This is a genomic window from Pseudomonas sp. LBUM1669 (genome assembly GCF_059695705.1).
The window spans coordinates 4,478,279-4,504,885 of record NZ_CP166784.1 but is presented as its reverse complement, the minus strand read 5'-3'; the positions used below and the strand labels follow the sequence as shown (position 1 = coordinate 4,504,885).

The following is a 26,607-nucleotide window of genomic DNA, read 5'->3' as shown; positions in this document are numbered from 1 at the left end:
CGTTCCCACGCTCTGCGTGGGAATGCATCAACGGACGCTCCGCGTTCGGCTCTGAAGGGGACGCGGAGCGTCCCGAGCTGTATTCCCACGCGGAGCGTGGGAACGATCAATCAAGATAAGGCAATGACAAATGAGTGACTCCGGCCGCGCCGACGCGCTGTTAGCAGACCTGCCCCGCGATGGCCGTGGCCGGCTCAAGGTATTCCTCGGCGCCGCGCCTGGTGTCGGCAAGACCTACGCCATGCTGCAAGCGGCCCACACCCAACTGCGCCAGGGCGTGAAAGTCATCGCTGGCGTGGTCGAAACCCACGGCCGTGCCGAAACCGAAGCACTGCTCGGCGGCTTGCCGCAACAGCCCTTGGTGCGCTCGGAATACCGTGGCGTGATGCTTGAAGAAATGGACCTCGACGGCCTGCTCGCGGCCAAGCCGAAGCTGGTGCTGGTGGACGAACTGGCCCACACCAATGCCCCCGGCAGCCGTCACGCCAAACGTTGGCAAGACATCCAGGAACTGCTCGCCGCTGGCATCGACGTGTTCACCACGGTCAACGTCCAGCACCTCGAAAGCCTCAACGATCAAGTGCGCGGAATCACCGGCGTACAGGTTCGCGAAACCCTGCCGGACTGGGTGCTGCAAGAAGCTTACGAACTGCTGCTGATCGACCTGCCGCCACGCGAGCTGCTTGAGCGTCTGCGCGACGGCAAGGTCTACGTGCCGGAGCAGGCGCGGGCGGCCATCGACGCCTTCTTCACCCAGACCAACCTCACCGCCCTGCGCGAACTGGCGATGCAAACCGCCGCTGCGCAGGTTGACGATGACCTGGCTCAGGGTTATCGACAGCTTGGTCAAGCCGCGCCAGCGGTGCGCGGTCGATTGTTGGTGGGCGTCGATGGCGATGCTCAGGCGGAGCGCCTGGTGCGCCACGCCAGCCGCGTCGCCCAGCGTCGGCACCTGCCATGGAGCCTGGTGCACGTGGACAACGGCAGCGTGCGCGACGAGCAATCGCGCCTGCGCCTGCAAAGTGCCCAGCAACTGGCCGAGCGTCTGGGCGGCGAAGTGGTGTTGCTGCGCGCCGGCGAAGTCGCCAAAACCCTGATCCAGCACGCCGCCGAACGCCGCGCCAGCCTGGTGCTGGTGGGTCAATCCCGGCAGCGTTTGCGTCGTCGACTATTCGGTGGCGGTCTGGCGTCACGCTTGCTGCGCGATGCGCGCGGGCTGGAAATCAACGTGCTCGACAGCGATCATGAACAGCATCAGCCGCGTCAGCGTTCGGCGCATTCACTGGTGTGGTTCGACTACGCGCTGGCGGTAGTGGCGACGGTGTTGGCCACTGCTTTGGCCTGGGCCGTGGCAAGTGTCTTACCGCTGCCGAATATCTCGCTGGTGTTCCTTGCCGCCGTGTTGCTGGTGGCGGTGCGCAGCAGCCTCGGCCCGGCGCTGGCCTGCGCGGCGCTGTCGTTTCTGACCTATGACTTTCTGTTCATCCCGCCGAATTTCTCCTTCCGTATCCAGCGCGAAGAAGACGTGCTGACCTTGCTGTTCTTCCTGCTGATGGCGGCCCTCACCGGTAACCTCGCGGCGCGGCAACGGCGGCAATTGCAGGCGTTGCGTGACACCCAGGAAGAGACCACCGAACTGCTCGACCTGTCGCGCAAGCTCACTGCCGCCACTGACCGCCAGGCCGTCGTCAGCGCGGCGGCCCAGCACCTCAATGGCTGGAGCGATCTGCAACTGTGCTTGCTCAACCGCGACGGGCAGGGGGGCTGGAAGGTCGAGACCGGTGGCCCGCTGGAGTTTTCCGAAGCCGAGCGTGCCGCTGCCGATTGGGCCTGGCAACACGACCAGCCGGCGGGCGCGGGCACCGGCACGCTGCCGTTCGGGCGCTGGTGGTGGTGGCCATTGTCGGTGGAGGACGGACCCTTGGCGTTGCTGGGCGTATGTGCCAAAGAAGGCCAGACTTTGAGCGGCCAGCGTCGGCGTTTGTTGACGGCGTTGAGTCAGCCGCTGGCCCAGGCCTTGGCCCGTGCGCAACTGGCCGAAGACCTGGAGGCGGCGCGCCTGCATGGCGAAACCGAGCAATTGCGCAGCGCCTTGCTGGCGTCCGTGTCCCATGATTTGCGCACGCCGCTGACCTCCATGCGTGGCAGCATCGACAGCCTGTTGGCCCTCGGTGAAGCCATCCCGCTGGAGGATCGCCGCGAACTGCTCGAAGGCACCCGCGATGAAGCCGAGCGCCTCGACCGTTACATTCAAAACCTGCTGGACATGACCCGCCTCGGTCACGGCGCATTGAAGCTGGCGCGGGACTGGGTGTCGCCGGCCGACATTGTCGGCAGCTCACTCAATCGCCTGCGCGCGGTACTGGCGCCGTTGCAGGTCAGTACCGAAGTGCCACCCGAATTGCCGCTGCTGTACGTTCACGCCGCGCTGATCGAACAGGCGCTGGTCAACGTGCTGGAAAACGCCGCGCGTTTTTCTCCGCCTCACGGTCGTCTGCAATTACGCGCCGGCGCCGATGACAGCGAGCTGTTTTTTTCGGTCAGCGACGAGGGGCCAGGGATTCCGGAGGAGGAACGGGCGAAGATTTTCGACATGTTTTATACCGCTGCGCGTGGTGATCGGGGCGGGCAGGGCACTGGACTGGGGCTGGCTATCTGTCAGGGAATGGTCGGTGCGCATGGCGGTCGGATAAGCGTCGCCGATGGTATTGAGGGGCGCGGCACCTGCATCACGCTTCACTTGCCTTTGCAGGAACAACCGGGATACGAAAGTGAAGCCTGAACGCGCTTGCGCTACTCTCTTGCTACTTCTTTTTTTTGATGTGAATTCATGAGCCAGACCGCGACCATTTTGGTCATCGACGACGAACCGCAAATCCGCAAATTCCTGCGCATCAGCCTCGCCTCCCAAGGCTACAAAGTACTGGAAGCTGGCACTGGCACCGAAGGCCTGGCGCAGGCGGCGCTGAACAAACCTGACCTGCTGGTGCTCGACCTCGGTTTACCGGACATGGACGGCCAGCAAGTGCTGCGCGAGTTTCGCGAATGGTCGACAGTGCCGGTTCTGGTGCTCTCGGTGCGTGCCGGCGAAGGGCAGAAGGTGGAAGCACTCGATGGCGGTGCCAACGATTACGTGACCAAGCCGTTCGGTATTCAGGAGTTCCTGGCCCGGGTGCGCGCCTTGTTGCGCCAGGCGCCCGCTGGCGAGGCTCAGCAAGCGGCGCTGACGTTCGGCCCGTTGACCGTGGACCTGGCCTATCGCCGGGTGCTGCTCGATAGCACCGAAGTCGCCCTGACCCGCAAAGAGTATGCGGTCCTGGCGCAACTGGCCCGGCACCCCGGGCGGGTGATCACCCAGCAGCAGCTGCTGAAAGATATCTGGGGGCCGACCCATACCGAAGACAGCCATTATTTGCGGATTGTGGTGGGGCATTTGCGCCAGAAACTGGCGGATGACCCGACTCAGCCTCGGTTCATCGTGACTGAGGCGGGGGTTGGGTATCGGTTGTTGAGTGAGGGCAGCCTTTAGCTTTTTGGTGTCCGGTCTGTTGTCTTCGCGGGCAAGCCTCGCTCCTACAGGATTTGAGTTGTTCACAACGCTCGCGAACGACTCAAATCCTGTAGGAGCGAGGCTTGCCCGCGAAGAGGCCGGATCATTCACCCGAAAACGTCAGGAATCCCGCTCGTTCTCATAGCTATCCAGCGTATCCCGCGCAATCTCCCGCCCCAATGCGATCAACTCCGGCGCCTTGTAAAACTCGAAAAAGCGGCACACCCGTTTCGGCACGTTGATCAAGATATCTGGCGGATACCCGGCGATCTTGTACTGCGCCAACGAAGTCTGCATCACCTCGAAGCTCTGGTTGATCAAGTCCAGCAAAGACGCCGGCCCCACGTTGTCGATGATAAAGGAACCGGTCGCGGACTTCGGGGCGCCTTCGCGCTCAGGGGCGGCTGCCGGTTGCTGGGCTTCGGGTTCGGCGGATTCGATCCAGGGATTGATCTCGGCCGCTTCGGCCATCAACGCTTCCTTTTCCAGTAGCAGCAATTGTTCTGCCTGTTTGCGGCGGAACGGCAATTTTGAACCCAGTGAATTGATCAGGCTGTCGAACCGGGTCTTGAACGCGGGCGGACGCTGAATCACCGGCAGTTTATAGTGGCGCTGGTTGGTGGAGTTGAGATTGACCGCAATGATCAGGTCGCAATGGCTCGACACCACGGGCACGATTGGTAAAGGGTTGAGAATGCCACCGTCCACCAGCATGCGATTGCCCTGCATCACAGGCGTGAACAAGCTCGGAATCGCTGCCGAGGCCCGCATGGCCTGGTGCAGGCAACCTTCCTGGAACCAGATTTCCTGCTGGTTGGTCAGGTCGGTGGCCACCGCCGTGTAAGGGATGCGCAGGTCTTCGATGTTGATCTCGCCGACAATCTTGCGGATCTGCCCGAACACCTTCTCCCCGCGAATCGCGCCCAGACGAAAACTGACGTCCACCAGACGCAACACATCGAGGTAGTCCAGGCTCTCGATCCAGTCGCGATAATCGTCAAGTTTGCCGGCGGCGTAGATCCCGCCGACCACGGCGCCCATCGAGCATCCCGCGATGCAGGCGATGTCGTAGCCGCGCCGTTCGATTTCTTCAATGACACCGATATGGGCATAGCCCCGGGCCCCGCCTGAGCCCAGCACCAGTGCGACACGCTTTTTCATGAATCGCCCTCGTCTGACAAGGTTCAACAATGCACCCATCACGGGGCGCGCTTCAATCGCTAAGGTCGCTCGGTGGGCCGAGGGCGTCGTTTTTTCGACACTCCATGGCGGCGCGTGGGTATTCTCGCGGGCGCTTGAAGTTTGCGTGGCGGGGCCAAGGCACTTTTCACGTGCCAGACCGTCTTACCAGCACGACTGTTTACCTAATGTTGAGGTGTGAGTGATGAAAGCCTGGATCTGTGTGCCTTTGATTGCCCTGGCACTCGCCGGTTGTGCCGGTAAAACCGCTTATCGTGACAGCTGCGGTAGCGGGCTCGACGCCGCGTGGCATGAACTGGACCTGGCCAAGGCCGAGGGTTTCGCCGGCACCGTCAGCTATTCCAAGGCCTTGTCGCTGTTGACGGCGGCCAAGACTCAGCAGCAGTTCGAAGGCTTCGAGGGTTGCACCAAGAAAGCCGAGAAGGCGCGCTTCTATATTCGTGAGTCACGCGCTGGTCGTTGAGGCATGATCTAGGCTTAAGGAAATTCGCTTCAGGGAGCAAACGATGTCTGCCTTGGTTGATCGGTTGGTGGCTCAAGTACTGAGCCTGGAAGTTCGTCTGCTGGCTTGCCAGGCGCGCCTGAGTGCGCGCACCGACCCGGAAGCGTTGCACGACCTGCGCACGACGGTTCGCCGTTTGCGCAGCCTGTTGCGGCCGTTGCGTGGGCTTCCCGGCGTCGAGCAGCTGGAAGCGGCGGCGTCCCGGGTGGGTGAGCTGACCACGCCGTTGCGTGATCGCGAAGTGCTGGCGGCTTACTTGCTCAAGCACGATCAACCCGAAGCAGCGCAACGACGCATGGCGCAGATGGCCACGGCTTATCCGGCGGTGGCGACAAGCCCCGAGGTCACGCAGCTACTGATGATTCTCGATGCCTTTCCGCGTTTTCTCCGCGCCTGCGAGCGTCAGGGCTTGCTCAAGGGCCTGCGCAAACGCATCGAAAAACGCCTCGCCAAACAGTGGAAGAAACTCGATCAGGCCTTGCACGATCCTGCCCATGATCGCCATCGCTTGCGCCTGTTGATCAAGCGCGTGCGCTATGGCATCGACGCCTATCCCGAACTTGACCGATTGCCTGACGCGGCGATGCCACGGTTGAGGTCGGCGCAAGGTGCCCTGGGCGACTGGCATGACTGTTTTCAATGGCTGGCCAAGGCTGAACAGGAACCCGATCTGCAACCTTGTGTCGCCGTCTGGAAAGCCACCATGGCCGAGGCCGAAAGCCGCGCCGACCGCGTCCTCGACAAACTCAGCGACGCCTGCTTCAAATCCTGAACCCACCCCGATCAAATGTGGGAGCGAACCTGCTCGCGAAAGCGGTGTATCAGTCGGCATCAGGGCTGGCTGACAGACCGCTATCGCGAGCAGGCTCGCTCCCACAGTGGTTTTGTGCTGAGCACTGAGCCCAGTGCGGCTCATCTGTCAGTGCTTTTGGCCGGAATAAGCGCTGTGCCGCCTCCGCGGGCTGGTTAAGATCCCTCCATCCTTTTTCGCTCTCCGAGGTTTCCATGCGCTTTTCCGATCTGCTCGACGCCGTCCGCAGCCAGCCGCTGGCGCTGTCTATCCCGGCCGAATGGGCTCAGGGGCGTGCCAGTTTCGGTGGCCTGGTGGCCGCGTTGCAATACGAAGCCATGCGCGCAAAAGTCCCGGCGGATCGGCCGGTGCGTTCGCTGGCGATCACCTTTGTCGGGCCAGTCGAACCCGAAGTGCCGGTCAGTTTTGAGGTCGATGTTCTGCGCGAAGGTAAAGCCGTCAGCCAGGTGCTGGGCCGGGCGATGCAGAAGGGGCAAGTGGTGACGTTGATCCAGGGCAGCTTCGGTGCCTCGCGACCTTCCGAAGTGGCGGTCGCGGCCGAGCCGGCACCTGAAATGAAACACTGGGACGATTGCCAGGAACTGCCGTATATCAAAGGCGTACTCCCGGAATTCATGCAGCATCTGGCGATGCGCTGGAGTGTCGGCGGTCTGCCGTTCACCGGCAACAAATCCCGCGAGATGGGTGGCTGGGTGCGTTTGCGTGGGGATGTGAAGGAAGAGGCGCTCGGCGAGTCGCATATTCTGGCGCTGGTGGACGCCTGGCCACCGGCCCTGTTGCCACACCTGAGCAAACCCGCGATGGGCAGCACGCTGACCTGGACCATCGAATTCGTCCAGCCTTTGCTCGAGTTGAGCACGCTGGACTGGTGCAAATACCTGGTTGAAATCGAGCATGGTGCCGATGGCTACGGTCACGCGGCCGCGAAATTGTGGAGCGCGGACGGTCAGTTGATCGCCATGAGTCGGCAGACGGTGACGATTTTCGCCTGATCAGTGACGACGGTGGCGCTCACGCCAGGCGCGCCACCAGCCGCCGCTGAGGAAAAACCGTGGAAAGGTCAGGAACTGCTCGACCAGCAATCGCGACAGCGCATCCTTACGATCACTGAACGGCTCGGAGGCTTGCGCCTCCAGGCTGTGGCCGTGGCGCTGCAAGCCCAGCGCGGCGATCACGCCAATGACACCGATGGCGAAGTTCACGAAGTTCAGGCCGAACACCCCGGAAACAATCAGCAAAAACGCCACGATGAACAGCGGCACGGCAATCAGGTGCAACACCAGATTGGTCGGGTGCTGGTGATTGCCCGGGTAGGCTCGCCATTGCCAGGCGGGTAGGTTGGGGTGACGTTTGCCCATGATGCTAATCCTCGATCCATGTTGAACACATGATTGAAGAATAGGCGTGGTCACTGCGAGCAGCGAATCAAGGTTGGCTATCGAAGTGATAGCGGTCATGGTCAGGATTGATGTTGACCGGGCTGACGCCTTCGCGGGCAAGCCTCGCTCCTACAACATCAAGAGCGCGCAATTCCCTGTAGGAGCGAGGCTTGCCCGCGAAGGGGCCTTCAAAGTTTGAGCTGCCCTATAGCCTTGTTCAATTCCCCGGCCAACGCCGCCAGCTCATTACTGGTAGTCGCCGAATCCACCGTCTGCTGCACCGTGTTCTCGGTCACATCCCTAATACTCACCACCGCCCGATTCATTTCTTCCGCGACCTGACTCTGCTGCTCGGCCGCCACTGCAATCTGCGTATTGCTTTCGCGCATCTGCGCCACCGCGCTGGTGATTTGCGCCAGTGCGACGCCAGCCTCTTGGGCCTGTTGCACGCAGTCATCGGCCTTGAACGAGCTCTCCTGCATAAAGTCCACCGCGTCCCGAGTCCCGGCCTGCAACGCGGAAACCATGATCGTGATCTCGTCGGTCGAGGTTTGCACGCGCTTGGCCAGGTTGCGCACCTCATCGGCGACCACCGCAAAGCCGCGGCCCATTTCGCCGGCCCGGGCCGCTTCAATCGCAGCATTCAGGGCCAGCAAATTGGTCTGCTCGGCAATGCTGTGAATCACGCCGACCACGCCGTTGATTTTCTGACTGTCCTCGGCCAGGCGCTGGATCATCTCGGCCGTCTGCTGCACGCCGCCGGACAACCCGGCGATGGATTTCTGCACCCGACTGACCACTTCCTGCCCGCTGCCGGCCAAGGTGTCAGCAGTTTGCGAGAGGTCGCGGGTTGCGCCAGCGTGCTGGGCGATGTGATAGACGGTGGCGGTCATTTCGTTGATCGCCGTGGCGGCCTGATCAGTTTCGCTTTGCTGGCCAAGCATGCCGTGACGCACCTCGTTCATGCTCGAGGCCAGTCTTGCCGCGCCGACATCCAGTTGCCGGGCGGTGCTGGCGACGGTGTTGACCACTCGCTGGTAACCGGCCTGCATCGCGTTGAAGGCATTGGCCATCTGCCCGACTTCGTCCTTGCAGGTCAGCGGCACACGGGCTGACAGGTCGCCGGTTTTCTCGACGTGGAGCATCACATCTTTCAAGGTGTTGAGTTGGCTCAGCAAGAACCGGATCAACAACTGCGAAGCGCCAAGCATCGCCAGCATCAGAATGAACACCGCCACTGCGTAGTGGGCGAAGCGTTCGCCGAACACCTGGCTCAGGCTCGGGCCATGGGCGACCACCGCGACCTGCTGACCATCGGGGCGGGAGAACACCTCGGCACCCATCAGCGGGTTGTCGCCGAACAGCGGCATGACGTTGATTTCGACCCAGCCATGGGCATCGGCCAGTTCCAGCACCGGCTGCTCGTTGAGCAACGGCGCCTGCCCGCGACTGAAGGTCAGCAGGTTATCGGTCTTGGGCAGCGGTTGTCCGGCAGGCCAGGCATTGAGCAAGCGCGCCTGAGCCTGAGCCGACACTTGAGAGGCGTGGCTGCGGGCCTGTTGTTCGAGCTGCACGGCGTACAACACCAGCAAGAGCGTGGTGAAGAAGGCGACCGCATTGACCGCCCAGAATTTGTATTTCAGCGAGATGTTGCTAAGCCAGGCACCCATGGAGGTCTTCTCTGATAGCGGAAACAGCATTGGCAAGGTGCCAGCATTGTGCCGCTATGCAGCGATTCTGAACTTGATTTGGATCAATTGTGGGAGCGAGCCTGCTCGCGATAGCGGTGGAAAATTCAACATTGAGGTGACTTTCAGACCGCAATCGCGAGCAGGCTCACTCCCACAAGGGGATTTGTGGTTACTGGGGGATTGAGGGCAGGCCGTAGAACGCGCGGGCACAGGCGGTTGTGTGGGCCGCCAGATCCTCTTCCGTTTCCCCCCGATGCAACGCCACCTCCCGCAACACTTCCGTCAAGTACGCCGGTTCATTGCGACCGTTCTTCGGCTTGGGTCGCAAGCTGCGTGGCAACAGATACGGCGCATCGCTCTCCAGCATCAAACGCCCGCGCTTGATCTCTTTCACCAACGGATGCAAATGCGTGCCCCGGCGCTCGTCGCAGATCCAGCCGGTGATGCCGATGTGCAAATCCAGATCGAGGTAGCTGAACAGCGCCTTCTTTTCCCCGGTGAAGCAATGCACCACCGCGGCCGGCAGCTGGTCACGGTAATCACGAAGGATTTCCAGCAGCCGCTGACTGGCATCGCGCTCATGGAGGAACACCGGCAATTGCAATTCGACCGCCATCGCCAGGTGCTCTTCGAGGACTTTTTCCTGCTGGGGGCGCGGCGAGAAATCGCGATTGAAATCCAGCCCGCATTCACCCACGGCCACTACGTTGGGTTCCTTGAGCAAAGCGCGCAGGCGCTGAGCGCTGTCGGCGTTCCAGTCGCTGGCCGAATGAGGGTGAATGCCTGCAGTGGCGAACAGCCGCTGAGCCGTTTCGTCCAGTTGCCGGCACAGTTCCAGGGCCTGTTCGCTGCCATCGACACTGGTGCCGGTCAGCACCAATTGGCAGACCCCCGCGGCATATGCGCGATCAAGTACGGCCTGGTGTTTATCCGCAAAACTGGGGTTGGTCAGGTTGACGCCGATATCGATGAGTTGCATGGTGCTACCTCGGACCAAAGGCCGGAAAGCATATCAGAGCTGTAGATTTATAAGAAAAGCCAAGAACTACAACGAGTTAAAGCTGTCTCTTGATGCCGCGAGACAGGCTGGGGTGGCCAAGATGCCATCACTGTGCCAGTCTTTCGCACTTTGTCAGCGCTCAAGGCGCTCTGTTTCTGTCGTTCGATTTCATGAAAACTCGTGAGGTCGGCCCAGTAATCTTTCCGGAGAGTGGATGACACGTCCCTCGATGTTGCTACTGCTGTGCTGTTCGTTGCTGCTGCCGATGCCGGCGGTCGCGCGTCTGGCCGGCCCGCTGCAAGCCGTGCCGGCGGCCAAGGTCCGTGACCTGGCGGAAATTCGCAGCAGTCGTGTGTTGCGGGTGCTGGTCAACCAAAGCCGCAACAGTTCCGGCGAAGTCCAGGGCCAGTCTATCGGCGTCGAATACCACCGCCTGCGCGCCTTCGAGCAATACCTCAACGGTCACGCCCGTGACGGTCAGGAAATCACCCTCAAGATCATTCCCAAAGGCAAGGACCAACTGCTCGGTGCCTTGCAGCGCGGGGAAGGCGACCTGGTGGCGCCGGGGGAACTGCTCGATTTGCAACCGGGCCATGCGGTCAGCAGCAGTGAACCGATTGCCAGCAACATCCCGTTGGTGCTGGTGGGCATCAAGGGTGAACGTCGTTACACCCGCGTCGAACAACTCTCGGGTAAAACCCTTGCGCTGCCCACCGGCAGTGCGGCCGGGGATGCGGTCAGTCAGATCAATTCAAAGCTTGCACTGCACAAACTGGCACCGGTGAAAATCGAATGGGTCGACCCCAGTCTGGCGGTCGAAGACGTTCTGGAAATGGTCCAGGGCGGGATCTTTCACCTGACCATTGTCGAGCAACCGATTGCCGAGCGCTGGGGCAAGATCCTGCCCAAGTTACGTTTCGATAAACAGGTGTCGATCAGCGACCCGGGCGAAGAGTTCTGGTTCGTGCGCCGCGACGCTTCGATGCTGCGCGCGAGCATTGATCGTTTCCTGACGACCTACAAGAAACCGTCGGACCAGGATGCGGCGTTCCTGCGCATCTATCGACGTCTGTATCAAGTGCACTATCCATTGGCCAAGGCTGATCGGCAGCGTCTGGAAAAACTTCGCCCTGTGCTGCAAAAGCACGCGGATGCCCAAGGCATGGACTGGTTGAACCTGGCGGCACTGGCCTTCAAGGAATCCGCCCTGCAACCCAATGCCCGTAGTGGCAGCGGCCCCACCGGCCTGATGCAGATCACTCCGTCCGCCGCCCAGCGCGTCGGGGTCAATAACATTCAGAACCTCGATGCCAATGTGCAGGCCGGTGCCAAGTACCTGGCGATGATCCGACGCAAGTTCTTCGCAAGCCCCAAACTCAACGAGCGCGAGCGCATGGCGTTTGTGCTGGCGGCTTACAACATGGGGCCGGAACGGGTGCAGGGCATGCGCGCCGAAGCCCGGCGCCGTGGCCTGAATCCCAATCAGTGGTTCTTCCAGGTCGAGCGCATTGCCATGGAGCAGGTGGGAATGGGCGCCGTCAGCTATGTTAATAGCGTGAACAAGTATTACTTGGCGTTCGATCGTGAGAGGGAATCGTTGGAGCCCCAGGGGCAGAAAGTTGTCTCACGGAAATGATCGACTAAACTGATTGTTACGTCGCAAAAATTGCGCTTTTGGCATCGCGTTTATCGATTAATATAGCGGCCAACCAACACACAATCACAATGGATGACATAGCATGAGCACACTGATCAACAAGGTACTGTTTACCCGCGCAGGCTACGGCTTGACCGTTCTGCGGATCTTCGTCGGTATCATCTTTGCCGCTCACGGCGCCCAGAAGCTCTTCGGCATGTTCGGTGGTTACGGCATTGCCGGCACCGCGCAGTACATGGAAAGCCTGGGTCTGGCACCGGGTCACCTGATGGCGATCCTGTCCGGTGGTACCGAGTTCTTCGGCGGTCTGGCCTTGATCATCGGTCTGCTGGTACGCCCGGCAGCGCTGGGGCTGACCTTCCTTTCGCTGGTTGCCATTTTCACCGTGCACATCAGCCACGGTCTGTTCATGTCCAACAACGGTTATGAATTCGCCCTGGCCTTGCTCGGCGGCAGCATCGCTGTACTGATTGAGGGTGCCGGCAAACTGTCGGTAGACCGCGCGATCGCTGACTGACCGCTCTGGCTCAACGAAAAGGCCCGCATTGCGCGGGCCTTTTTGTTGCGCGTCATTCTTGACACTGTCCGGTCAGCTTCTCTAGGATGCTGCTCATGCGCCGATTTAAACAGCTACTTGCGGGGCGCCAGGTGACTCATTCAGTTGCCGATAGAAGCTTGAAACAGGCTTCGAAATACCGCTAAAGCGCTGGTTCGGTGTTGCCTCTCACCTGCCATGCAGACTTTTGAGGCAGAGACACGACCCAATGAATGCACTAAGCCCTGTTGTACGCCCCGCGCCGATCACGGCACACCTCACCCAGCGCAATCCAAAAATCCTGCTTGGCGGAAAACATCAGCCGACGCTCCTGCGTTATCTCGATGGCTGGCCACGTCGTACCGGCGGCCCCGCAGCGTTCCTGATCCAGTTTGTCGAAGACGGTGAATCACTGGCGCGATTTGCCAGCGACAGTTTTGATCTGGCGGTGATTCAATCGCCCAGCGTCGAAGAGGCGCCAGAGGTGATCAGGCAGCTGACCCGGGTTGCCCGGCAAGGTTTGATCACGCGCCGCTGAAGTTTTAGAGATACTCGATCGCCACGATGTACACGCATTGCTCTCCCGTGGGTGTCTGGACCCGAACCTCGGCGTCCAGCGCCTTGCCGATCAACGCGCGGGCGAGCGGCGAGTCGATGCTGATAAGGCCCAGTTTCAAGTCCAGTTCATCCGGCCCGACAATGCGGTAGCGTGACTCTTTGCCGTCTTCATCTTCGATGGTGACCCAGGCGCCGAAGTAGACCTTGTTCGGGTCGCTGGGCTTCTCGCTGACAACCTTCAGTGCTTCGAGGCGCTTGGTGAGAAAACGCACGCGACTGTCGATTTCGCGCAGCATCTTTTTGCCGTAGGTGTACTCGGCGTTTTCCGAACGATCCCCCTGGGCCGCCGCCTCGCTGACCGATTGCGTCACCTGAGGCCGACGGACATGCCAGAGCTCATGAAACTCGGCCCGCATCCGCGCTTCACCTTCGGGGGTGATCAGCGCGGTGCCAGCGGTGCGGGGAGGGCGATAACGGCTCATGGCAACTTCTTGTGATGGAAAGGCCTTGAGTCTATCAACCCTCGCGCAACACTGTCAGGGGGCTGGCATTCAACGCACGGCGGGTACCGAATACACCGGCGCCGCCGATCAGCACCGCGCCAATCAATGGCAACACCAGCAGCCACGGATGCGGATGCCATGGCAGGTCGAAGGCATAGCGGTAAAGCACCAGGCTCACCAGTTCCGAACCCAACGCCGCCAAAAGCCCGCTGACCGCGCCGAGCAAACCGAACTCGATCCGCCGCGCCTTGACCAGCAACTGCCGTTCGGCACCCAGTGCTCGCAACAGGGCGCCTTGGCGAATGCGCTCATCGAGGGTCGCCTGCAAGCCCGAGAACAACACTGCCATCCCCGCCGCCAATACAAACAGCAGCACGTATTCCACGGCCAGGGTGACCTGGGCGAGGATGCTGCGCAGTTGCTCCAGCAAGGCTTCGACTTGCAGAATGGTCACCGCCGGGAAGGCCCTGGACAGGTCGACAATCTGCTGATCGTGACCCGCCGCCAGATAGAAACTGGTCAGGTAGGTCGCGGGCAAATCCTTCAGCGTGCCAGGCTGGAAGATCATGAAGAAGTTTGGCTGGAAGTTGTCCCAGTTGATCTCCCGCAAGCTGGTGACCTTCGCTTCGCGATTGACCCCGCCGACGGTAAAGACCATGTGATCGCCGAGCTTGAGCTTCAGGCTTTCGGCAACCTTGCCTTCCACCGACACGCCAGGAACGTCATCGGCTGGCTGTTCGCTCCACCAGTTGCCCGCCGTGAGTTTGTTGCCCGCCGGCAGGTCTGCAGCCCAGGTCAGGCTCAGGTCGCGCTGGATAGCCCGGTCACCCGCCGAATCCTTGCTGACGATTTCCTGCACCGGCTCGCCGTTGACGCTGATTAGTCGTCCCGGCACCACCGGGTACAGCGGCGCCGATTGGGCTGACAGTTCGATCAGTCGATCAGTGAAAGCCTGTTTGTCGGCGGGCAGGATGTTCAGGGCGAAATAGTTCGGCGCGTTTTTCGGCAACTGGTTCTGCCAGGTGTCCAGCAACTCGCCGCGCAACAACGCGATCAACGCCATGGACAACAGGATCAGACCGAACGCCAGGGATTGTCCCGCTGCCGCTAGAGGATGACGCAGCAGTTGGCCCAGCCCAAGGCGCCAGGGCAAAGAGGCGCGTGCCAGCATCCGACGCAGGCTTTTGAGCAGCAGCAACAGCAGGCCGCCCAGTATAACCGCCGCGATCACGCCGCCGCCGAGCAAGGCGAAGGTCAGCACCAGATCGAGGCTCAGACGCCACATGATCAGGCCTAGGGCGCCCAGCGCGGCGCCATAGACCATCCACGTGCTGGAAGGAATCGGCAGCATGTCCCGACGCAGCACCCGCAGCGGCGGCACTCGACCGAGTGCCGCCAGGGGCGGCAGGGCAAAACCGGCCAAGGCCACCAGCCCGGTGCCGATCCCGGCGATGGCGGGAAACAGACCGCCCGGTGGTACGTCGGTTGGCAACAAATCATGCAGCAACGCGAACAATCCAAGCTGTGCAAGCCAGCCTAGCAGTGCGCCGCTGAGGCTGGCGAGCAGGCCAAGTACCGTCAGCTGCAAACTGAACAGCACCATGGTTTCCCGACGCGACAGACCCAGGCAACGCAGCAACGCACTGGCGTCGAATCGGCGAGTGGCGAAGCGTGTTGCCGACAGCGCCACGGCCACGCCGGACAACAGAACTGCGACCAGGCTGGCCATGTTCAAGTAGCGTTCGGCCTTGCCCAACGCACCGCCGATCTGCCGGTTGCCGTCACGGGCATCCTGGATGCGCTGGTTGGCGGCCAGGCCGGGTTTGATCAGTTGACGATAGGTTTCCAGTGCCTCGGCTTTGCCGCGCCAGAGTTCGCGGTAACTGACCCGGCTGCCGGGTTGCACCACCCCGGTCGCAGCGAGGTCGCTGAGGTTGATCAATACCCGCGGCGTGAGGCTGTAGAAATTGCCGGCACGATCCGGTTCATAGGTCAGCACTCGCGCCAGTTTCAGCGTACGCATTCCGACGTCTATGCTGTCGCCGATCTTCAGGTCGAGCGCAGTCAGCAGCCGCGCTTCGACCCAGGCCTCGCCGGGTTTCGGTCCGCCACCGGCTTCTTCCGGGGCGAAGGGCGCCGGGGCGCTTTTCAGTTCGCCCCGCAGCGGATAAACGTCGTCGGCGGCTTTGATGCTGGACAGCTGAATGCCGTTGTCGGTGGCAATGACACTGGAGAATTCCACCACCTGAGCGTGTTCGAGTCCCAGTTCCGTGCCACTTTTGATCTGTTCCGGACGCGCGGGAGAGCTGCCTTCAAGCAACAGGTCGGCGCCAAGAAACTCGGTAGCGCGCAACATCATGGCGCCGTTCAGGCGAGCACCGAAATAACCAATGGCGGTACTCGCCGCCACGGCAACCACCAGGGCGAAGAACAACACACGCAGCTCACCGGCGCGGGCATCGCGCAGGAGTTGGCGGATGGCAAGGCTGAACAGGCGCAACAGCGGCAGGCGTGCCATCAAGGCTCCAGAGGGGCGACCAGCAGGCCGGCTTCAAGGCGGATCAGGCGCCGGCAGCGATGTGCCAGGCGTTCGTCGTGGGTCACCAGCACCAGGGTCGTGCCGCGTTCCTGGTTGAGTTCGAACAACAGGTCACTGATGCGCTCGCCGGTGTGGCTGTCGAGGTTGCCGGTGGGTTCGTCGGCGAACAGCACATCGGGTTCGGCGGCAAACGCGCGGGCAATGGCTACGCGCTGCTGTTCGCCACCGGAGAGCTGGCGTGGCGAGTGGGTCAGGCGCTGGCCCAGGCCAACGCGCTGGAGCAACTGAGTAGCACGTTCGCGGGCATCTTTGCGGCCGTCGAGCTCCAGCGGCAGCATGACATTTTCCAGTGCGTTGAGGCTGTCCAGCAGTTGAAACGACTGAAACACAAACCCGACATGCTCGGCCCGAATGCGCGCGCGCTGGTCTTCATCGAGACTGCTCAGGCCCTGGCCGGCGAGGGTGACTTCACCGCTGCTCGGCAAATCGAGGCCGGCGAGCAGGCCGAGGAGGGTGGATTTGCCGGAACCGGAGGCGCCGACGATGGCCAGGCTGTCGCCCTTGTTCAGTTCCAGGCTGAGTTCGTGCAGGATAGTCAGTTCACCTTCCGCGCTGGGAACCACTTTGCTGAGGTTCTTCGCGGTGAGAATGCTTGCGCCCATGGAGAATCCGATGCGTGTGTGGTTTTTGAGTGCTGGCCTGGCCTTGATGTGCATGGCCCAGAACGCAGCGGCGGGTACTGTCCTGATCGTTGGCGATAGTATCAGCGCTGGTTTCGGACTGGATACCCGCTTGGGGTGGGTGTCGCTGCTTGAGCAACGGCTCAAGCGCGAAGGTTTCGACGATAAGGTGGTCAATGCCTCCATCAGCGGCGACACCAGTGCCGGAGGCCAGGCGCGCCTGCCTGCGCTGCTTGCAGAGCATAAGCCTGAGCTGGTGATCCTCGAGTTGGGCGGGAACGATGGCCTGCGTGGAATGCCCCCAGCTAATTTGCAACAAAACCTTGCGTCGATGATCGACAGCTCCAGGGACAGTGGCGCCAAGGTGCTTTTGCTCGGCATGCAGTTGCCACCCAACTACGGCGTTCGTTATACCGAGGCTTTTGCGAAGGTCTACAGCGCGCTGGCCGAGGAGAAAAACATCCCGCTGGTACCGTTTTTTCTCGACGGCGTGGGCGGTCATCCTGACTTGATGCAAGCCGACGGATTGCACCCGGCTGCGGGCGCTCAGGACAAGTTGCTGGAAAATGTCTGGCCGACACTGAAACCGCTGCTTTGAAATAATTGCCAGGAGGATCAGTACGGAAGCTGATCGTCGAACATAGAGTTCTGGTGACTAAAAATGCAGATTTCGACCTGAAAGGGTCAGAACGGAGTTAGCTGTTTGCTGTAGCCGAATTTGACACCCGAGGCGAAGAAACCTCCGCACTCAGTCTGTTTTTTACAGCTCTGGCATTCGGGTGCGAACTCGTTTTTCCAATCACTGATCGATTTGCGGTAGTAGGGCAGAATGTCTGGATTCACCAAGCAAAGCTGATGGTTGTAGACCGAAATGTTCATGCCGTACTTGGCCAGAATGCTAACGGACTTGCTAAGCGTGTCTTTGTACTCAATTGGGTCAATCCATAGCTCGTCTAGATTGGCTCTGGTGAAGCCCATCATTTCAAGGCCCATCAGTGCCACTTGATCGACAAAAAGAAGATTGCGGGCGATGAACTCACACAACTCAGGAAGTCGCTGCACAGAGAGCTTGTGTATGACCACTCGGATCTCAACCCTCTGGCCCAGGCGCTTGAGGTTAAGAATGCCCTGAATGGTTTCATCGAACGCTCCTTGAGCCTGGACGATGTAATCATGCAGTGTCGGATCGTCTGAGTAGACGGGGATTCCGATCATCGCGTCAGGCAATTGAATTGCTGCATAATTTTCTGCGAATGTTGGATCTTTGAAGCTTCGACCGTTAGAAAGGATGTGAATCGCGGTTCTTGGCAGATAGCTCTTCGTCAGGCGAATGATTTTAAGAAAACGCTCTTTGTCCGTCGTAGGCTCACCTCCCGTAAACCCCAGCTCCCGCGTCTCTTTCGGGATCAACGGAATCAAGCTCTCGACCTCATCGAGTATCCATGAATCATCAGCAGCTTTAGGCGGTTGAGAGCACATGAGGCAGTAGTTATTGCACTGCTCGGTGAGCAGGATGCTGTTGTTGGGTGACATAGCCCTAAACAACACTCGAATACTCTGGCGATCAGCTGAAAGCCGGATAACGTCATTGTCACCGATGTAACTGAATTCATTCGCCAGGATGGAGTAGTCAGAGCCGGCAGGCAGTCCCTCCGCCAGCTTCTGATGTTGCTCAGTCAGTAAATAGTGGGCGAAACCTGAGGGTATCTGGTGATCGGAAATCAGATACGCTATTTCCCGTCGCAGGATTTCAGGCAGATTTCGATTGGTGGAAACCTTGATCAGGGTTAGGTCCTTGTAAATATCTACCGCGTGGATACGGATAACCTTCCCGCTGAGTTTCAGCATCGATTGGCCCACCCCATAAAAATCCGTTTCGTATGTTCGTCGCTTCCCATCAGTTCAATGAGATGCTTAAAAATCGCCATGTTGCGCTTGCAGAAAGAGGATTCAGGTTTTCTCGCTACCAGATCCTTGTGCATGGCGTGATGGTAGACGGGTTCGGCACCACAGTAAGGCTCAAACGCACAGTCAGAGCACATAGGGGCGCTTAAGGTGAAGGAATTTTCCAGCGCGTCCAGAAGCTGATCGGAGAGAATGATCTCCTCATAGGAATGCTCAAGAACGTTGCCCAGCCTGAACGTATGATCGCCCATCTCGGCAAGCATCCGGCTTTCATCTGAGGCATAGACGGCCCCATCATAATTGAACACGATGGCGGCTATACCTGCGCCCGCGGGGTTCATCAAATCAACAAATCCAGGATCCCCTGAGGTCAGCATTTTTGTCAGTACGAGAGAGGAGTATTGCTCGACAAATCGTATGCCGGACTTGTTCAGTTCAATGATGTACTCAAGACCTTCCTTGTAAAAATCCAGCCAGCGCTCAGTGTCATACGACATGAATTTTTTGGTCTTGATTGCAAAGCCGTATGGAGAAAGAGTGCGGAGGAAAATTTCGTCAAAGCCCAGACGCAAGTACTCATCGATGATGTCACGGGCTCGCGGAAGGCTCTTATCGGTTGTCGTCATTAGAGCCGACACTTGGTCGTAGCCAAGAGCTGCGCGAGCCTTTTTCAGGCCTTCTTCGAAACGCTGATGACTGTCTCGTCCAGGTCTTGGGCGGTTCGCATTATGGAGGTCCAGTGGCCCGTCGAGAGAGGAAGAAAGTACGATGTTGTGCAGCTTACAGAAGTCGAGTACGTCATCAGTGAGAAGCGACAGCGTGGTCGCGATGACGAACTGAAGATCACGACCTTCCTTGAGATTGCGTTTTTTAGCCTCAAGAACGACGTACTCCACCATCTCAAAGTTCAGCAGTGGCTCGCCACCCTGAAACTCTATTTTGATGGCTGGATTGGGGGATCTGAAAACGAAATCCAACGACTTGTCAGCCATCTCTGTCGTCATGTCGAATTCGCCTTTACTCTCCGATTGCCTTGATACCTGGCAATACGGGCAGCTATGGTCGCAGCGAAGCGTTACGACAAAGATATGCAGATTTGTGAACTGGGCTAGTCGGGACAAGCGTGTGCGAATTTTGAGTGCCAGAAGCTGAAGCGGCGCCTGCTCATTGGAGAATCGGATGAACTGCTTCGACCGGAGCGCAGGGATGAGCTCTGATGAGATCGCGAGCGTTTTGCTGATCAGCGGTTCGAGCATCGGTATCGGTATGACGTGATACTCGCCTGCCATATTGGTGATGACGTACTCGTCGTCATTCAATCGATCAAATTTGAATGGCAGCAATTCGTAGGGGCGTTGCTCTACATAAAATTCCAGCTTATGGAATTTACTCACTGATCAGCCCGGTTTTTGAGAAGGCCAGCCCAAGGATCAGATTCCTGATCGGTAGAGTCTCAGTGTTCAGCTTCTGACGCAGCTGGTAGTCGAGTACATCCTTCTTGAATTCTTGAACAGCAGACAGAAACGCAGGTTCATGTACGCCGATATTCGAGGATAACGCGCAGATAAATTTTCCATCGGCGCATGTGATATCAGCTATCAGTGAATTCATCGAGCGGTAAGCGGCTTTTTGCAGAACCTGTCCGTCATAAAGCCGCTCATCAAACGCGAGCGTAGTCGTGAATTCCATTTCAGGAGCCCGAGTGGTGGGAGCTATGTGAGCTGTGCGAAGCGTGGGAGCTGTGAGAGCTGTGGTAAGCCATGAATTGACCTTGATCTCCACGTTTCAGGACAAAGGCAAATAGGTCATTGCCGGCGCGAGCCGAAATGTTTTCGCTCTTAGTAGCCGATTGGAGTGAAATGGTCGTGTCGGTGCTGGGCTCGACAGCCTCGTGGGCGACTAAAGCCGAAGCCTGCTCCGTAGCTACGGCTGCTGCCAGAGTTGCCATTGGTACCAGAAAGGAACGCTTTTTCATTATGTGGATTTCCTTATCATTGGTGAGGTTATGCAGCGAGTCTCGCTGGCGTTCGGCTGTGATGTCAATGTGGAATTAGCGATGGAGCGCTATCCATCTCTTAAATCCGACAGGCGTAGCATGGCCGCCAAATTTCGAGGCATACAGAAACCTCGCCAACGAGAAAAACATCCCGCTGGTACCGTTTTTTCTCGACGGCGTGGGCGGTCATCCTGACTTGATGCAAGCCGACGGATTGCACCCGGCTGCGGGCGCTCAGGACAAGTTGCTGGAAAATGTCTGGCCGACACTGAAACCGCTGCTTTGACGCTTTTCTAGCGGCGGTGTTTCGGCTAAGGTGGCGCCCCGATTTGGAGCCCCCGATGCCGCGTCCTGCCTGGTCCCTATTTGCCTACCAACTGATCGAGCCTGACGAACAGCTGGATCTGTTCGCCTGCCAGGAAGTGCGGGTGCATCTGGTGACCCGTCAGCTGGAACTGGGCGGCTCGGCCGATCGAACCTTGTGCGGCAGTCTGCTGCCCGCGCAACCGCGCTGGTCGAGTGTCGACCGCCGGGTGTTCCAGGATCAGCGCTTGTGCTCGCTGTGCCGGGCCATTCTGGAATCGCAAAAACGTGGCACCTCGCCGATCTGGCCGGAACTGCGGTTCGAACTGTAAAGGCTCAAAGATAGCTTGCTATCGGCCAACTCCCCGAAATTCCAGATGCCAGTGTACAATCGCGTTTTTATACCCTTGTCTGATCATGCGAAGGATTTTCCGGATGTTGCCGCGTTTTCCTGCCGTCACCCGCTGCTTGTCTCTTGCCGCCCTTTGTGTGGCGGGCCCCGTAGCCGCATTGGAGCTGCCCCTGCCACCGCCCGGTGAAGATATCATCGGTCAGGTGCAAGTGATCAAGGCCAAGTACGAAGACACCTTCGCCGACCTTGGCACCACCTACGATCTGGGCTATTCGGAAATGGTCGCGGCCAACCCTGGCGTTGATGCATGGTTGCCAGGTGCTGGCACCGAAGTGGTGCTGCCGACACGTTTCATCCTGCCGCCGGGCCCGCGTGAAGGCATCGTCATCAACCTGGCTGAATACCGCCTCTACTACTACCCGAAAGGCCGGAACGTGGTGTACACCTTCCCGCTGGGTATCGGCCGTGAAGGCTGGGGCTCGCCGATTGCCCACACCAGCATCATCGCGAAGACGCCGAATCCGACCTGGACCCCTCCAGCGTCGATCAAGGCCGAGCACGCCGCTGACGGCGATCCGTTGCCGAACGTGGTGCCGGCCGGCCCGGACAATCCACTGGGGCCGTTCAAATTCACCCTGGGCACGCCGGGCTACCTGATCCACGGCTCGAACAAGAAGTTCGGCATCGGCATGCGCACCAGCCACGGCTGCTTCCGCATGTTCAACAACAACGTGCTGGAAATGGCGGGCATGGTGCCGGTCGGGACGTCGGTGCGCATCATCAACGACCCTTACAAGTTTGGCATCAGTGGGGGCAAGGTGTATCTGGAAGCGCACACCCCGGTTGACGACAAGGGCAACCCGTCGGTGGTCGACAAGCACACTGCGGTGATCAACGCGATGCTCAAGCGCGAGGACATCACCAACAACCTGCGCATGAATTGGGATGTGGTGCGTGATGTGGTCGCTGCTGAAGATGGCCTGCCGGTGGAAATCGCAGTGCCGAACACTTCCGCGCCGATGGTGACGAGTGCGCCGATCGACCCGCTGCAGTAATGCGTGAAAAGAACCCGCCGAGGCAGGCTGCGTCGGCGGGTTTTTTATGGCCAGCAGGAAACACCGGGCAAAAAAAAGCCGACCCATAAATGGGTCGGCTTGATAACAACCCCGAAGGATTATTACTTGCGGCTAGCTTTGTCCAGCATGCGCAGAGCACGCTCGTTAGCTTCGTCAGCAGTCTGTTGTGCTTTTTGAGCAGCAGCCAGAGCTTCATCAGCTTTACGGTAAGCTTCGTCTGCACGAGCCTGGGAGCGAGCTGCTGCGTCTTCAGTAGCAGTCAGACGTGCTTCGGTTTCTTTCGATACGCTGCTGCAACCGGTAGCCAGAACTGCGGCCAGAGCCAGAGCAGAGAATTTCAGAACGTTGTTCATCGTGTTCCCCTTCAAGGACTTTCTATTAAGTAGCTGTCTCCTCAGGGTGAGGAAATAGCCGGCGTACATACTACCCATTACTTCTAGTAAGTAAACTGACGTGTAGCAAGAAGCAAAAAAAATTGTAGGCGTTGATTCTTTTTCGAGCAACTTTTAACTGCATTGTTTAAAAAATATCCAGCTAGGAGGCCCGAGATGAGCGAGCCGCCGAAAAAAGCTCCGTGCACTCACCGCTGTTTTTCTCATTCTTGGCTAAAGTCTGTCTATATGGATTCGTCCATACTTTTGTTCGGATTTTGCGCCGTGGCTCTCATAATCTTTATCCATCTTGATGGTGACTTTAAGAGCGCGCGTTCGTCTTAAGTCTCAACATCCGGCAATGTTCAGGCTATCGACCCGAGGATATCTCCGGTCGAGCCGTCCCTGCGTCACCCGGAGCAGCACCCGCCCACTGAGCGCGATGACGAGCGTACCTTGAGCATTTCTGCCAATGGCGCCTACTATTTGATACGTGCTCGGTTGCGCGAGATCGGTGCAGCTCTTCTCGGTGTCCATTGAGGCACGGGGTGGCGTAGATGTTCCTTCGCCGGAAAAACATCGGTAAGGTAGGGGTCAGAATTCAAGACCCGCGAGGAGTAGTGATGAGCGAGGCGTTGTCCATCCACCATGACCAGGCTGGTCATCAGTTCGAGACCAGTGTGGACGGTCATCGTGCCTACCTGACCTATATGGATCTGGGGAAACAGACCCTGGATATCTATCGCACCTTCGTGCCCAACGCATTGCGGGGGCGCGGCATCGCGGCCGCATTGACCGAACAGGCGCTGCAGTACGCTGAAGAAATGGGTTACACCGTCATTCCATCGTGCTCTTACGTCGAGCGCTACATGGAGCGCCACCAACGGCATGCCGCCAAGCTGAGCCAGTAACCTCAAAATACGAACACAAAAAAACGCCGGGTTTAGCCCGGCGTTTTTGTGTGCAGCGAAACGTGATCAGGTGCGAGCGCGTTTGGGCAGCACATCCTTGAGCTTGGCGTGCATGCTGCGCAAGGTGGTTTCTGTAGCGGACCAATCGATGCAGGCATCGGTGATCGACACGCCGTATTGCAAGTCGGCGAGGTCTTTCGGGATGGCCTGGCAGCCCCAGTTCAGGTGACTTTCGACCATCAGGCCGATGATCGACTGGTTGCCTTCGAGGATCTGGTTGGCGACGTTCTCCATCACCAGCGGTTGCAGGGCCGGATCCTTGTTGGAGTTGGCGTGGCTGCAATCGACCATGATGTTCGGCTTGATCTTCGCCTTGTTCAGCGCTTGCTCGCAGAGCGCGACGCTGACCGAATCATAGTTCGGCTTGCCGTTGCCACCGCGCAGGACCACGTGACCGTAGGCGTTGCCCTTGGTGGTGACGATCGACACGCCACCTTCCTGGTTGATGCCCAGGAAACGGTGCGGGCTGGAAACCGACTGCAGGGCGTTGATCGCCACGGTCAAGCCGCCATCAGTGCCATTCTTGAAGCCGACAGCCGAAGACAGGCCGGAAGCCATCTCACGGTGAGTCTGGGATTCGGTGGTGCGCGCGCCGATGGCCGACCAGCTGATCAGGTCCTGCAAGTATTGCGGGGAGATCGGGTCGAGGGCTTCAGTGGCGGTCGGCAGGCCCATCTCGGCCAGGTCCAGCAGCAACCGACGACCGATGTGCAGACCGTCCTGAATCTTGAAGGAGTCATCCAGGTACGGGTCGTTGATCAGACCTTTCCAGCCGACAGTGGTACGTGGCTTCTCGAAATACACGCGCATGACCAGATACAAGGTATCGGACACTTCTGCGGCAAGCACTTTCAGGCGCTCGGCGTATTCGTGGGCCGCCTTGATGTCGTGGATCGAGCAAGGGCCGATCACGACGAACAATCGGTGGTCGGTGCCATCAAGAATGTTGCGAATGACTTCGCGGCCCTTGGTGACGGTGCGCAGGGCCGCGTCGCTCAGAGGGATATCACGCTTGAGCTGATCGGGAGTGATCAGGGTCTCGTTGGAGGCGACGTTTAGGTCGTTGATCGGTAAATCAGCCATCGTTTACTCGTCAGGTCACGGGTGCCGGCCGCCAGCGAACCCGCGCGGCGGAGCACAGCAAATTAAGCGCGTCGGGGAGCCGAACCTTAGCGCGTTAGGCGCCTGCTCGACAATGGGCAGACACCGGTTTTAGGGGCATTCTCACTAATTGAGAGCGTCGCCTAACCCAGCGCAGGCTGTGCAAATGCCTTGCGAACCGTGTCGTGAGAGAACTCGTCGGCATGCTGCTGGACCCAGTCGAGGGCCAGGGCCTGAATATCCTGCAGGTCTTCGTGTGCGTCACGCAGGCGGCAATAACGTTCGATCTGGCAAACCTGCTCGCCCATTCGCGCACTGAACAGCATCTGTTCGTCGACGAAGGCAATGCCCACCAGGTAGCCGCGCTTGCGTCGCAGGCACCAGGCCACATAGCCCAGATAGCGCAAATCGGGATTCAAGGTTGGCATGCGTACTTCCAGCGCCGTACCGTGGCGCCAGGCGCGGTGGTAATTGCAAGCCATGCCGCCGAGGCTGATAGTGTGCAGCCGTTGCCGCGAAATGCACTCATGCTTGAGCAACGTTAACTCGACGGGCACATCGTCAGGGTGAGGTAGAAAACGTCCCATGAACACAAACTCCATGTGTCGGCCATTTGACATTGTTTCCCCCAGTATAGTGGTCGAATTGGAACTGACTGATTTCGACGCCGACCAACGGCTGCTAGCGATGAGCGGTGTGTCGCTGGTGATTTTCACCAGCGTCGGCTGCGCCAGTTGCCGTTTTGCCCGTGAGCAATTGCCAAGACTCGATCTGGCGATCGACCGGCTGTGCTGGATCGATGCCGGGGACAATGGCGGGCTGGTCGAGCGTTATCAGGTTTTTCATTTGCCGGCGCTGTTTGTGGTGCGCGACGGCGAGTTCTTCGGGGCAGTACAGTCGCGCCTGACCAGCACCGGGCTCAATGAAACTGTGCGCCAGGCGCTCAGTCGACATGCAGAGGAGTTGCCATGATGGGGGCAGTTGCCAAACCGACAATCGGTATTATCGGAACCGGCGCGATCGGCGGGTTCTACGGGGTGATGCTGGCGCGTGCCGGGTTCGATGTGCACTTCTTGTTGCGCAGTGAATTTGCAGCAGTCGCTGAACGCGGGCTGCAAGTCGACAGTGCGGTGCATGGCGCATTGACGCTGAACCCGGTCCAGGCCTATTCGTCCGCTGAGGACATGCCCGCCTGTGACTGGGTGCTGGTCGGCGCAAAAACCACCAGCAACGCGGATTTGGCGCCTGCCATCATCCAGGCCGCCGCCCCGAATGCCAACGTCCTGCTGTTGCAAAATGGCCTGGACGTCGAAGACAGCTTGCGTGAGTTACTTCCCGATTCCCTGCACCTGCTCGGCGGGCTGTGTTTTATCTGCGTCCATCGCGAAGGGCCTGGCGTCATAACCCATCAAGCGCTCGGCGCGGTAAACGTCGGCTACCACAGCGGTCCCGCAGCCGATGAGCAGGCGCGAATGACGATTGTCGAGGAGGGCGCCGGACTGTTTCGCGCAGCCGGTATCGACTCTCAGGCCATGCCGAACCTCCACCAGGCACGCTGGCAAAAACTGGTCTGGAATATCCCTTACAACGGTCTGTCGGTGCTGCTCGGGGCCAGCACCACGCCGTTGATGGCTGATGCCGACAGCCGGGAACTGATCCAGTCGCTGATGGCCGAAGTGGTTCGGGGAGCAATCGCCTGCGGTCACGATATTCCGGTCGGGTATGCCGAGCATTTGTTCAAGGTGACCGAGAAAATGCCCGACTATTGGCCAAGCATGTACCACGATTTTCTGCACAAACGACCGCTGGAGCTGCAGGCGATCTACGCGCAACCGCTGGCAACGGCGAAGGCGGCGGGGTGCGAATTGCCACGAATCGAAGCCTTGTATCGCAGCTTGAGTTTTATCGATCGACGCAACACGTGAGT

28 protein-coding genes and 1 pseudogene are annotated in these 26,607 nt (G+C 59.4%); 15 read left to right on the top strand and 14 right to left on the bottom strand.

Features of this window, described 5'->3' with window-relative positions:
* Window positions 1-130 precede the first annotated feature (130 nt).
* Both ACA051_RS20830 and ACA051_RS20825 read left to right on the top strand, forming a co-directional pair.
* Window positions 131-2,782 (top strand): DUF4118 domain-containing protein, encoded by a 2,652-nt coding sequence (locus ACA051_RS20830; RefSeq protein ID WP_497371715.1) that lies wholly within the window; start codon window positions 131-133, stop codon window positions 2,780-2,782.
* Window positions 2,783-2,830: 48 nt separating this feature from the next.
* A complete protein-coding gene (locus ACA051_RS20825; protein ID WP_219095332.1) occupies window positions 2,831-3,529 on the top strand; it encodes a response regulator in 699 nt (232 codons plus the stop codon).
* Between the two features lie 141 nt (window positions 3,530-3,670).
* Here ACA051_RS20825 and ACA051_RS20820 read toward each other — a convergent pair whose 3' ends face one another.
* Window positions 3,671-4,711, bottom strand: a complete 1,041-nt coding sequence (locus ACA051_RS20820) for a patatin-like phospholipase family protein (RefSeq protein ID WP_497304390.1) — start codon at window positions 4,709-4,711, stop codon at window positions 3,671-3,673.
* Window positions 4,712-4,934: 223 nt separating this feature from the next.
* On the opposite strand from ACA051_RS20820, the gene ACA051_RS20815 reads away from it, so the two are divergent.
* The 3 genes from ACA051_RS20815 (at window position 4,935) to ACA051_RS20805 (ending at window position 7,055) form a co-directional block, all read left to right on the top strand.
* Window positions 4,935-5,213, top strand: a complete 279-nt coding sequence (locus ACA051_RS20815; protein WP_010461623.1) for a hypothetical protein — start codon at window positions 4,935-4,937, stop codon at window positions 5,211-5,213.
* Window positions 5,214-5,256: 43 nt separating this feature from the next.
* A complete protein-coding gene (locus ACA051_RS20810; RefSeq protein ID WP_497371713.1) occupies window positions 5,257-6,024 on the top strand; it encodes a CHAD domain-containing protein in 768 nt (255 codons plus the stop codon).
* A 233-nt stretch (window positions 6,025-6,257) separates the two neighbouring features.
* The gene (locus tag ACA051_RS20805) at window positions 6,258-7,055 is read left to right on the top strand and encodes an acyl-CoA thioesterase (protein ID WP_497304386.1); all 798 of its coding nucleotides are present in this window, start codon (window positions 6,258-6,260) and stop codon (window positions 7,053-7,055) included.
* Here the strand turns inward: ACA051_RS20805 and ACA051_RS20800 are convergent, their stop codons facing one another.
* The 3 genes from ACA051_RS20800 to ACA051_RS20790 all read right to left on the bottom strand — a co-directional run bounded on the left by ACA051_RS20800 (window position 7,056) and on the right by ACA051_RS20790 (window position 10,112).
* Complete coding sequence (locus ACA051_RS20800; RefSeq protein ID WP_497295204.1) at window positions 7,056-7,421, bottom strand: terminase; 366 nt, start codon at window positions 7,419-7,421, stop codon at window positions 7,056-7,058. It lies immediately after the preceding gene.
* A gap of 209 nt (window positions 7,422-7,630) precedes the next feature.
* Window positions 7,631-9,112 (bottom strand): methyl-accepting chemotaxis protein, encoded by a 1,482-nt coding sequence (locus ACA051_RS20795; RefSeq protein WP_497371711.1) that lies wholly within the window; start codon window positions 9,110-9,112, stop codon window positions 7,631-7,633.
* A 190-nt stretch (window positions 9,113-9,302) separates the two neighbouring features.
* Window positions 9,303-10,112, bottom strand: coding sequence for a TatD family hydrolase (locus tag ACA051_RS20790; protein ID WP_497304382.1), 810 nt, complete (start codon window positions 10,110-10,112; stop codon window positions 9,303-9,305).
* Between the two features lie 235 nt (window positions 10,113-10,347).
* Between ACA051_RS20790 and ACA051_RS20785 the strand changes: the two genes are divergently transcribed.
* From ACA051_RS20785 to ACA051_RS20775, 3 genes are all read left to right on the top strand, one after another.
* The gene (locus ACA051_RS20785) at window positions 10,348-11,769 is read left to right on the top strand and encodes an MltF family protein (protein ID WP_497371709.1); all 1,422 of its coding nucleotides are present in this window, start codon (window positions 10,348-10,350) and stop codon (window positions 11,767-11,769) included.
* A 103-nt stretch (window positions 11,770-11,872) separates the two neighbouring features.
* Window positions 11,873-12,307 carry a DoxX family protein gene (locus tag ACA051_RS20780; protein WP_094468404.1) on the top strand — a complete coding sequence of 145 codons (435 nt, stop codon included), beginning with the start codon at window positions 11,873-11,875 and terminating at the stop codon, window positions 12,305-12,307.
* Window positions 12,308-12,554: 247 nt separating this feature from the next.
* Window positions 12,555-12,863 (top strand): hypothetical protein, encoded by a 309-nt coding sequence (locus ACA051_RS20775; protein WP_010461613.1) that lies wholly within the window; start codon window positions 12,555-12,557, stop codon window positions 12,861-12,863.
* A 4-nt stretch (window positions 12,864-12,867) separates the two neighbouring features.
* On the opposite strand, the gene greB is transcribed toward ACA051_RS20775, so the two are convergent.
* Genes greB through ACA051_RS20760 form a run of 3 tightly spaced genes read right to left on the bottom strand, consistent with a single transcriptional unit; the run spans window position 12,868 to window position 16,587 of the window.
* Window positions 12,868-13,365 (bottom strand): transcription elongation factor GreB, encoded by a 498-nt coding sequence (gene greB, locus ACA051_RS20770; RefSeq protein WP_033057207.1) that lies wholly within the window; start codon window positions 13,363-13,365, stop codon window positions 12,868-12,870.
* A gap of 34 nt (window positions 13,366-13,399) precedes the next feature.
* On the bottom strand, window positions 13,400-15,904 hold the full coding sequence (locus tag ACA051_RS20765) for an ABC transporter permease (RefSeq protein WP_497304375.1): 2,505 nt from the start codon (window positions 15,902-15,904) through the stop codon (window positions 13,400-13,402).
* Entirely contained in the window at window positions 15,904-16,587 is a 684-nt protein-coding gene (locus tag ACA051_RS20760) for an ABC transporter ATP-binding protein (RefSeq protein ID WP_497304373.1), read from the bottom strand. The genes ACA051_RS20765 and ACA051_RS20760 overlap by 1 nt, the downstream gene beginning before the upstream one ends.
* Before the next feature lie 10 nt (window positions 16,588-16,597).
* Here ACA051_RS20760 and ACA051_RS20755 point away from each other — a divergent pair, with 10 nt between their 5' ends.
* Window positions 16,598-17,203 (top strand): arylesterase, encoded by a 606-nt coding sequence (locus tag ACA051_RS20755; RefSeq protein ID WP_010461351.1) that lies wholly within the window; start codon window positions 16,598-16,600, stop codon window positions 17,201-17,203.
* 86 nt (window positions 17,204-17,289) lie between these two features.
* Here ACA051_RS20755 and hxsC read toward each other — a convergent pair whose 3' ends face one another.
* The 4 genes from hxsC to hxsA2 are packed head-to-tail and all read right to left on the bottom strand — an operon-like array spanning window position 17,290 to window position 20,485.
* Window positions 17,290-18,453, bottom strand: a complete 1,164-nt coding sequence (hxsC, locus tag ACA051_RS20750) for a His-Xaa-Ser system radical SAM maturase HxsC (RefSeq protein ID WP_497371707.1) — start codon at window positions 18,451-18,453, stop codon at window positions 17,290-17,292.
* Window positions 18,447-19,904, bottom strand: a complete 1,458-nt coding sequence (gene hxsB / locus ACA051_RS20745) for a His-Xaa-Ser system radical SAM maturase HxsB (protein WP_497371705.1) — start codon at window positions 19,902-19,904, stop codon at window positions 18,447-18,449. The genes hxsC and hxsB overlap by 7 nt, the downstream gene beginning before the upstream one ends.
* Complete coding sequence (locus tag ACA051_RS20740) at window positions 19,897-20,199, bottom strand: HxsD-related protein (RefSeq protein ID WP_497371703.1); 303 nt, start codon at window positions 20,197-20,199, stop codon at window positions 19,897-19,899. Before ACA051_RS20740 ends, hxsB begins: the two co-directional genes overlap by 8 nt.
* Before the next feature lies 1 nt (window position 20,200).
* Entirely contained in the window at window positions 20,201-20,485 is a 285-nt protein-coding gene (gene hxsA2, locus ACA051_RS20735) for a His-Xaa-Ser repeat protein HxsA2 (protein WP_497371701.1), read from the bottom strand.
* Between the two features lie 130 nt (window positions 20,486-20,615).
* On the opposite strand from hxsA2, the pseudogene ACA051_RS20730 reads away from it, so the two are divergent.
* The 3 genes and pseudogenes from ACA051_RS20730 to ACA051_RS20720 all read left to right on the top strand — a co-directional run.
* Window positions 20,616-20,792 (top strand): annotated as a pseudogene (locus tag ACA051_RS20730) (arylesterase); the annotation flags it as partial.
* A 55-nt stretch (window positions 20,793-20,847) separates the two neighbouring features.
* Window positions 20,848-21,141, top strand: coding sequence for a hypothetical protein (locus ACA051_RS20725; RefSeq protein WP_003226812.1), 294 nt, complete (start codon window positions 20,848-20,850; stop codon window positions 21,139-21,141).
* Window positions 21,142-21,244: 103 nt separating this feature from the next.
* The gene (locus tag ACA051_RS20720) at window positions 21,245-22,216 is read left to right on the top strand and encodes a L,D-transpeptidase family protein (protein WP_497304371.1); all 972 of its coding nucleotides are present in this window, start codon (window positions 21,245-21,247) and stop codon (window positions 22,214-22,216) included.
* A gap of 122 nt (window positions 22,217-22,338) precedes the next feature.
* Here the strand turns inward: ACA051_RS20720 and oprI are convergent, their stop codons facing one another.
* Window positions 22,339-22,590, bottom strand: coding sequence for an outer membrane lipoprotei OprI (gene oprI / locus ACA051_RS20715; RefSeq protein WP_002553018.1), 252 nt, complete (start codon window positions 22,588-22,590; stop codon window positions 22,339-22,341).
* A gap of 641 nt (window positions 22,591-23,231) precedes the next feature.
* Here oprI and ACA051_RS20710 point away from each other — a divergent pair.
* The gene (locus ACA051_RS20710) at window positions 23,232-23,519 is read left to right on the top strand and encodes a GNAT family N-acetyltransferase (RefSeq protein WP_109633645.1); all 288 of its coding nucleotides are present in this window, start codon (window positions 23,232-23,234) and stop codon (window positions 23,517-23,519) included.
* A 66-nt stretch (window positions 23,520-23,585) separates the two neighbouring features.
* On the opposite strand, the gene ACA051_RS20705 is transcribed toward ACA051_RS20710, so the two are convergent.
* Both ACA051_RS20705 and ACA051_RS20700 read right to left on the bottom strand, forming a co-directional pair.
* Entirely contained in the window at window positions 23,586-24,662 is a 1,077-nt protein-coding gene (locus ACA051_RS20705; protein WP_497304369.1) for a 3-deoxy-7-phosphoheptulonate synthase, read from the bottom strand.
* Between the two features lie 161 nt (window positions 24,663-24,823).
* Window positions 24,824-25,267: a PilZ domain-containing protein gene (locus ACA051_RS20700; RefSeq protein WP_497304367.1), complete on the bottom strand. Its 444-nt coding sequence runs from the start codon at window positions 25,265-25,267 to the stop codon at window positions 24,824-24,826.
* Between ACA051_RS20700 and ACA051_RS20695 the strand changes: the two genes are divergently transcribed.
* Window positions 25,266-25,652, top strand: a complete 387-nt coding sequence (locus tag ACA051_RS20695) for a thioredoxin family protein (RefSeq protein ID WP_497371699.1) — start codon at window positions 25,266-25,268, stop codon at window positions 25,650-25,652. The two genes, ACA051_RS20700 and ACA051_RS20695, sit on opposite strands and share 2 nt — an antisense overlap.
* Entirely contained in the window at window positions 25,649-26,605 is a 957-nt protein-coding gene (locus tag ACA051_RS20690; protein ID WP_497371697.1) for a putative 2-dehydropantoate 2-reductase, read from the top strand. The genes ACA051_RS20695 and ACA051_RS20690 overlap by 4 nt, the downstream gene beginning before the upstream one ends.
* Window positions 26,606-26,607 lie beyond the last annotated feature (2 nt).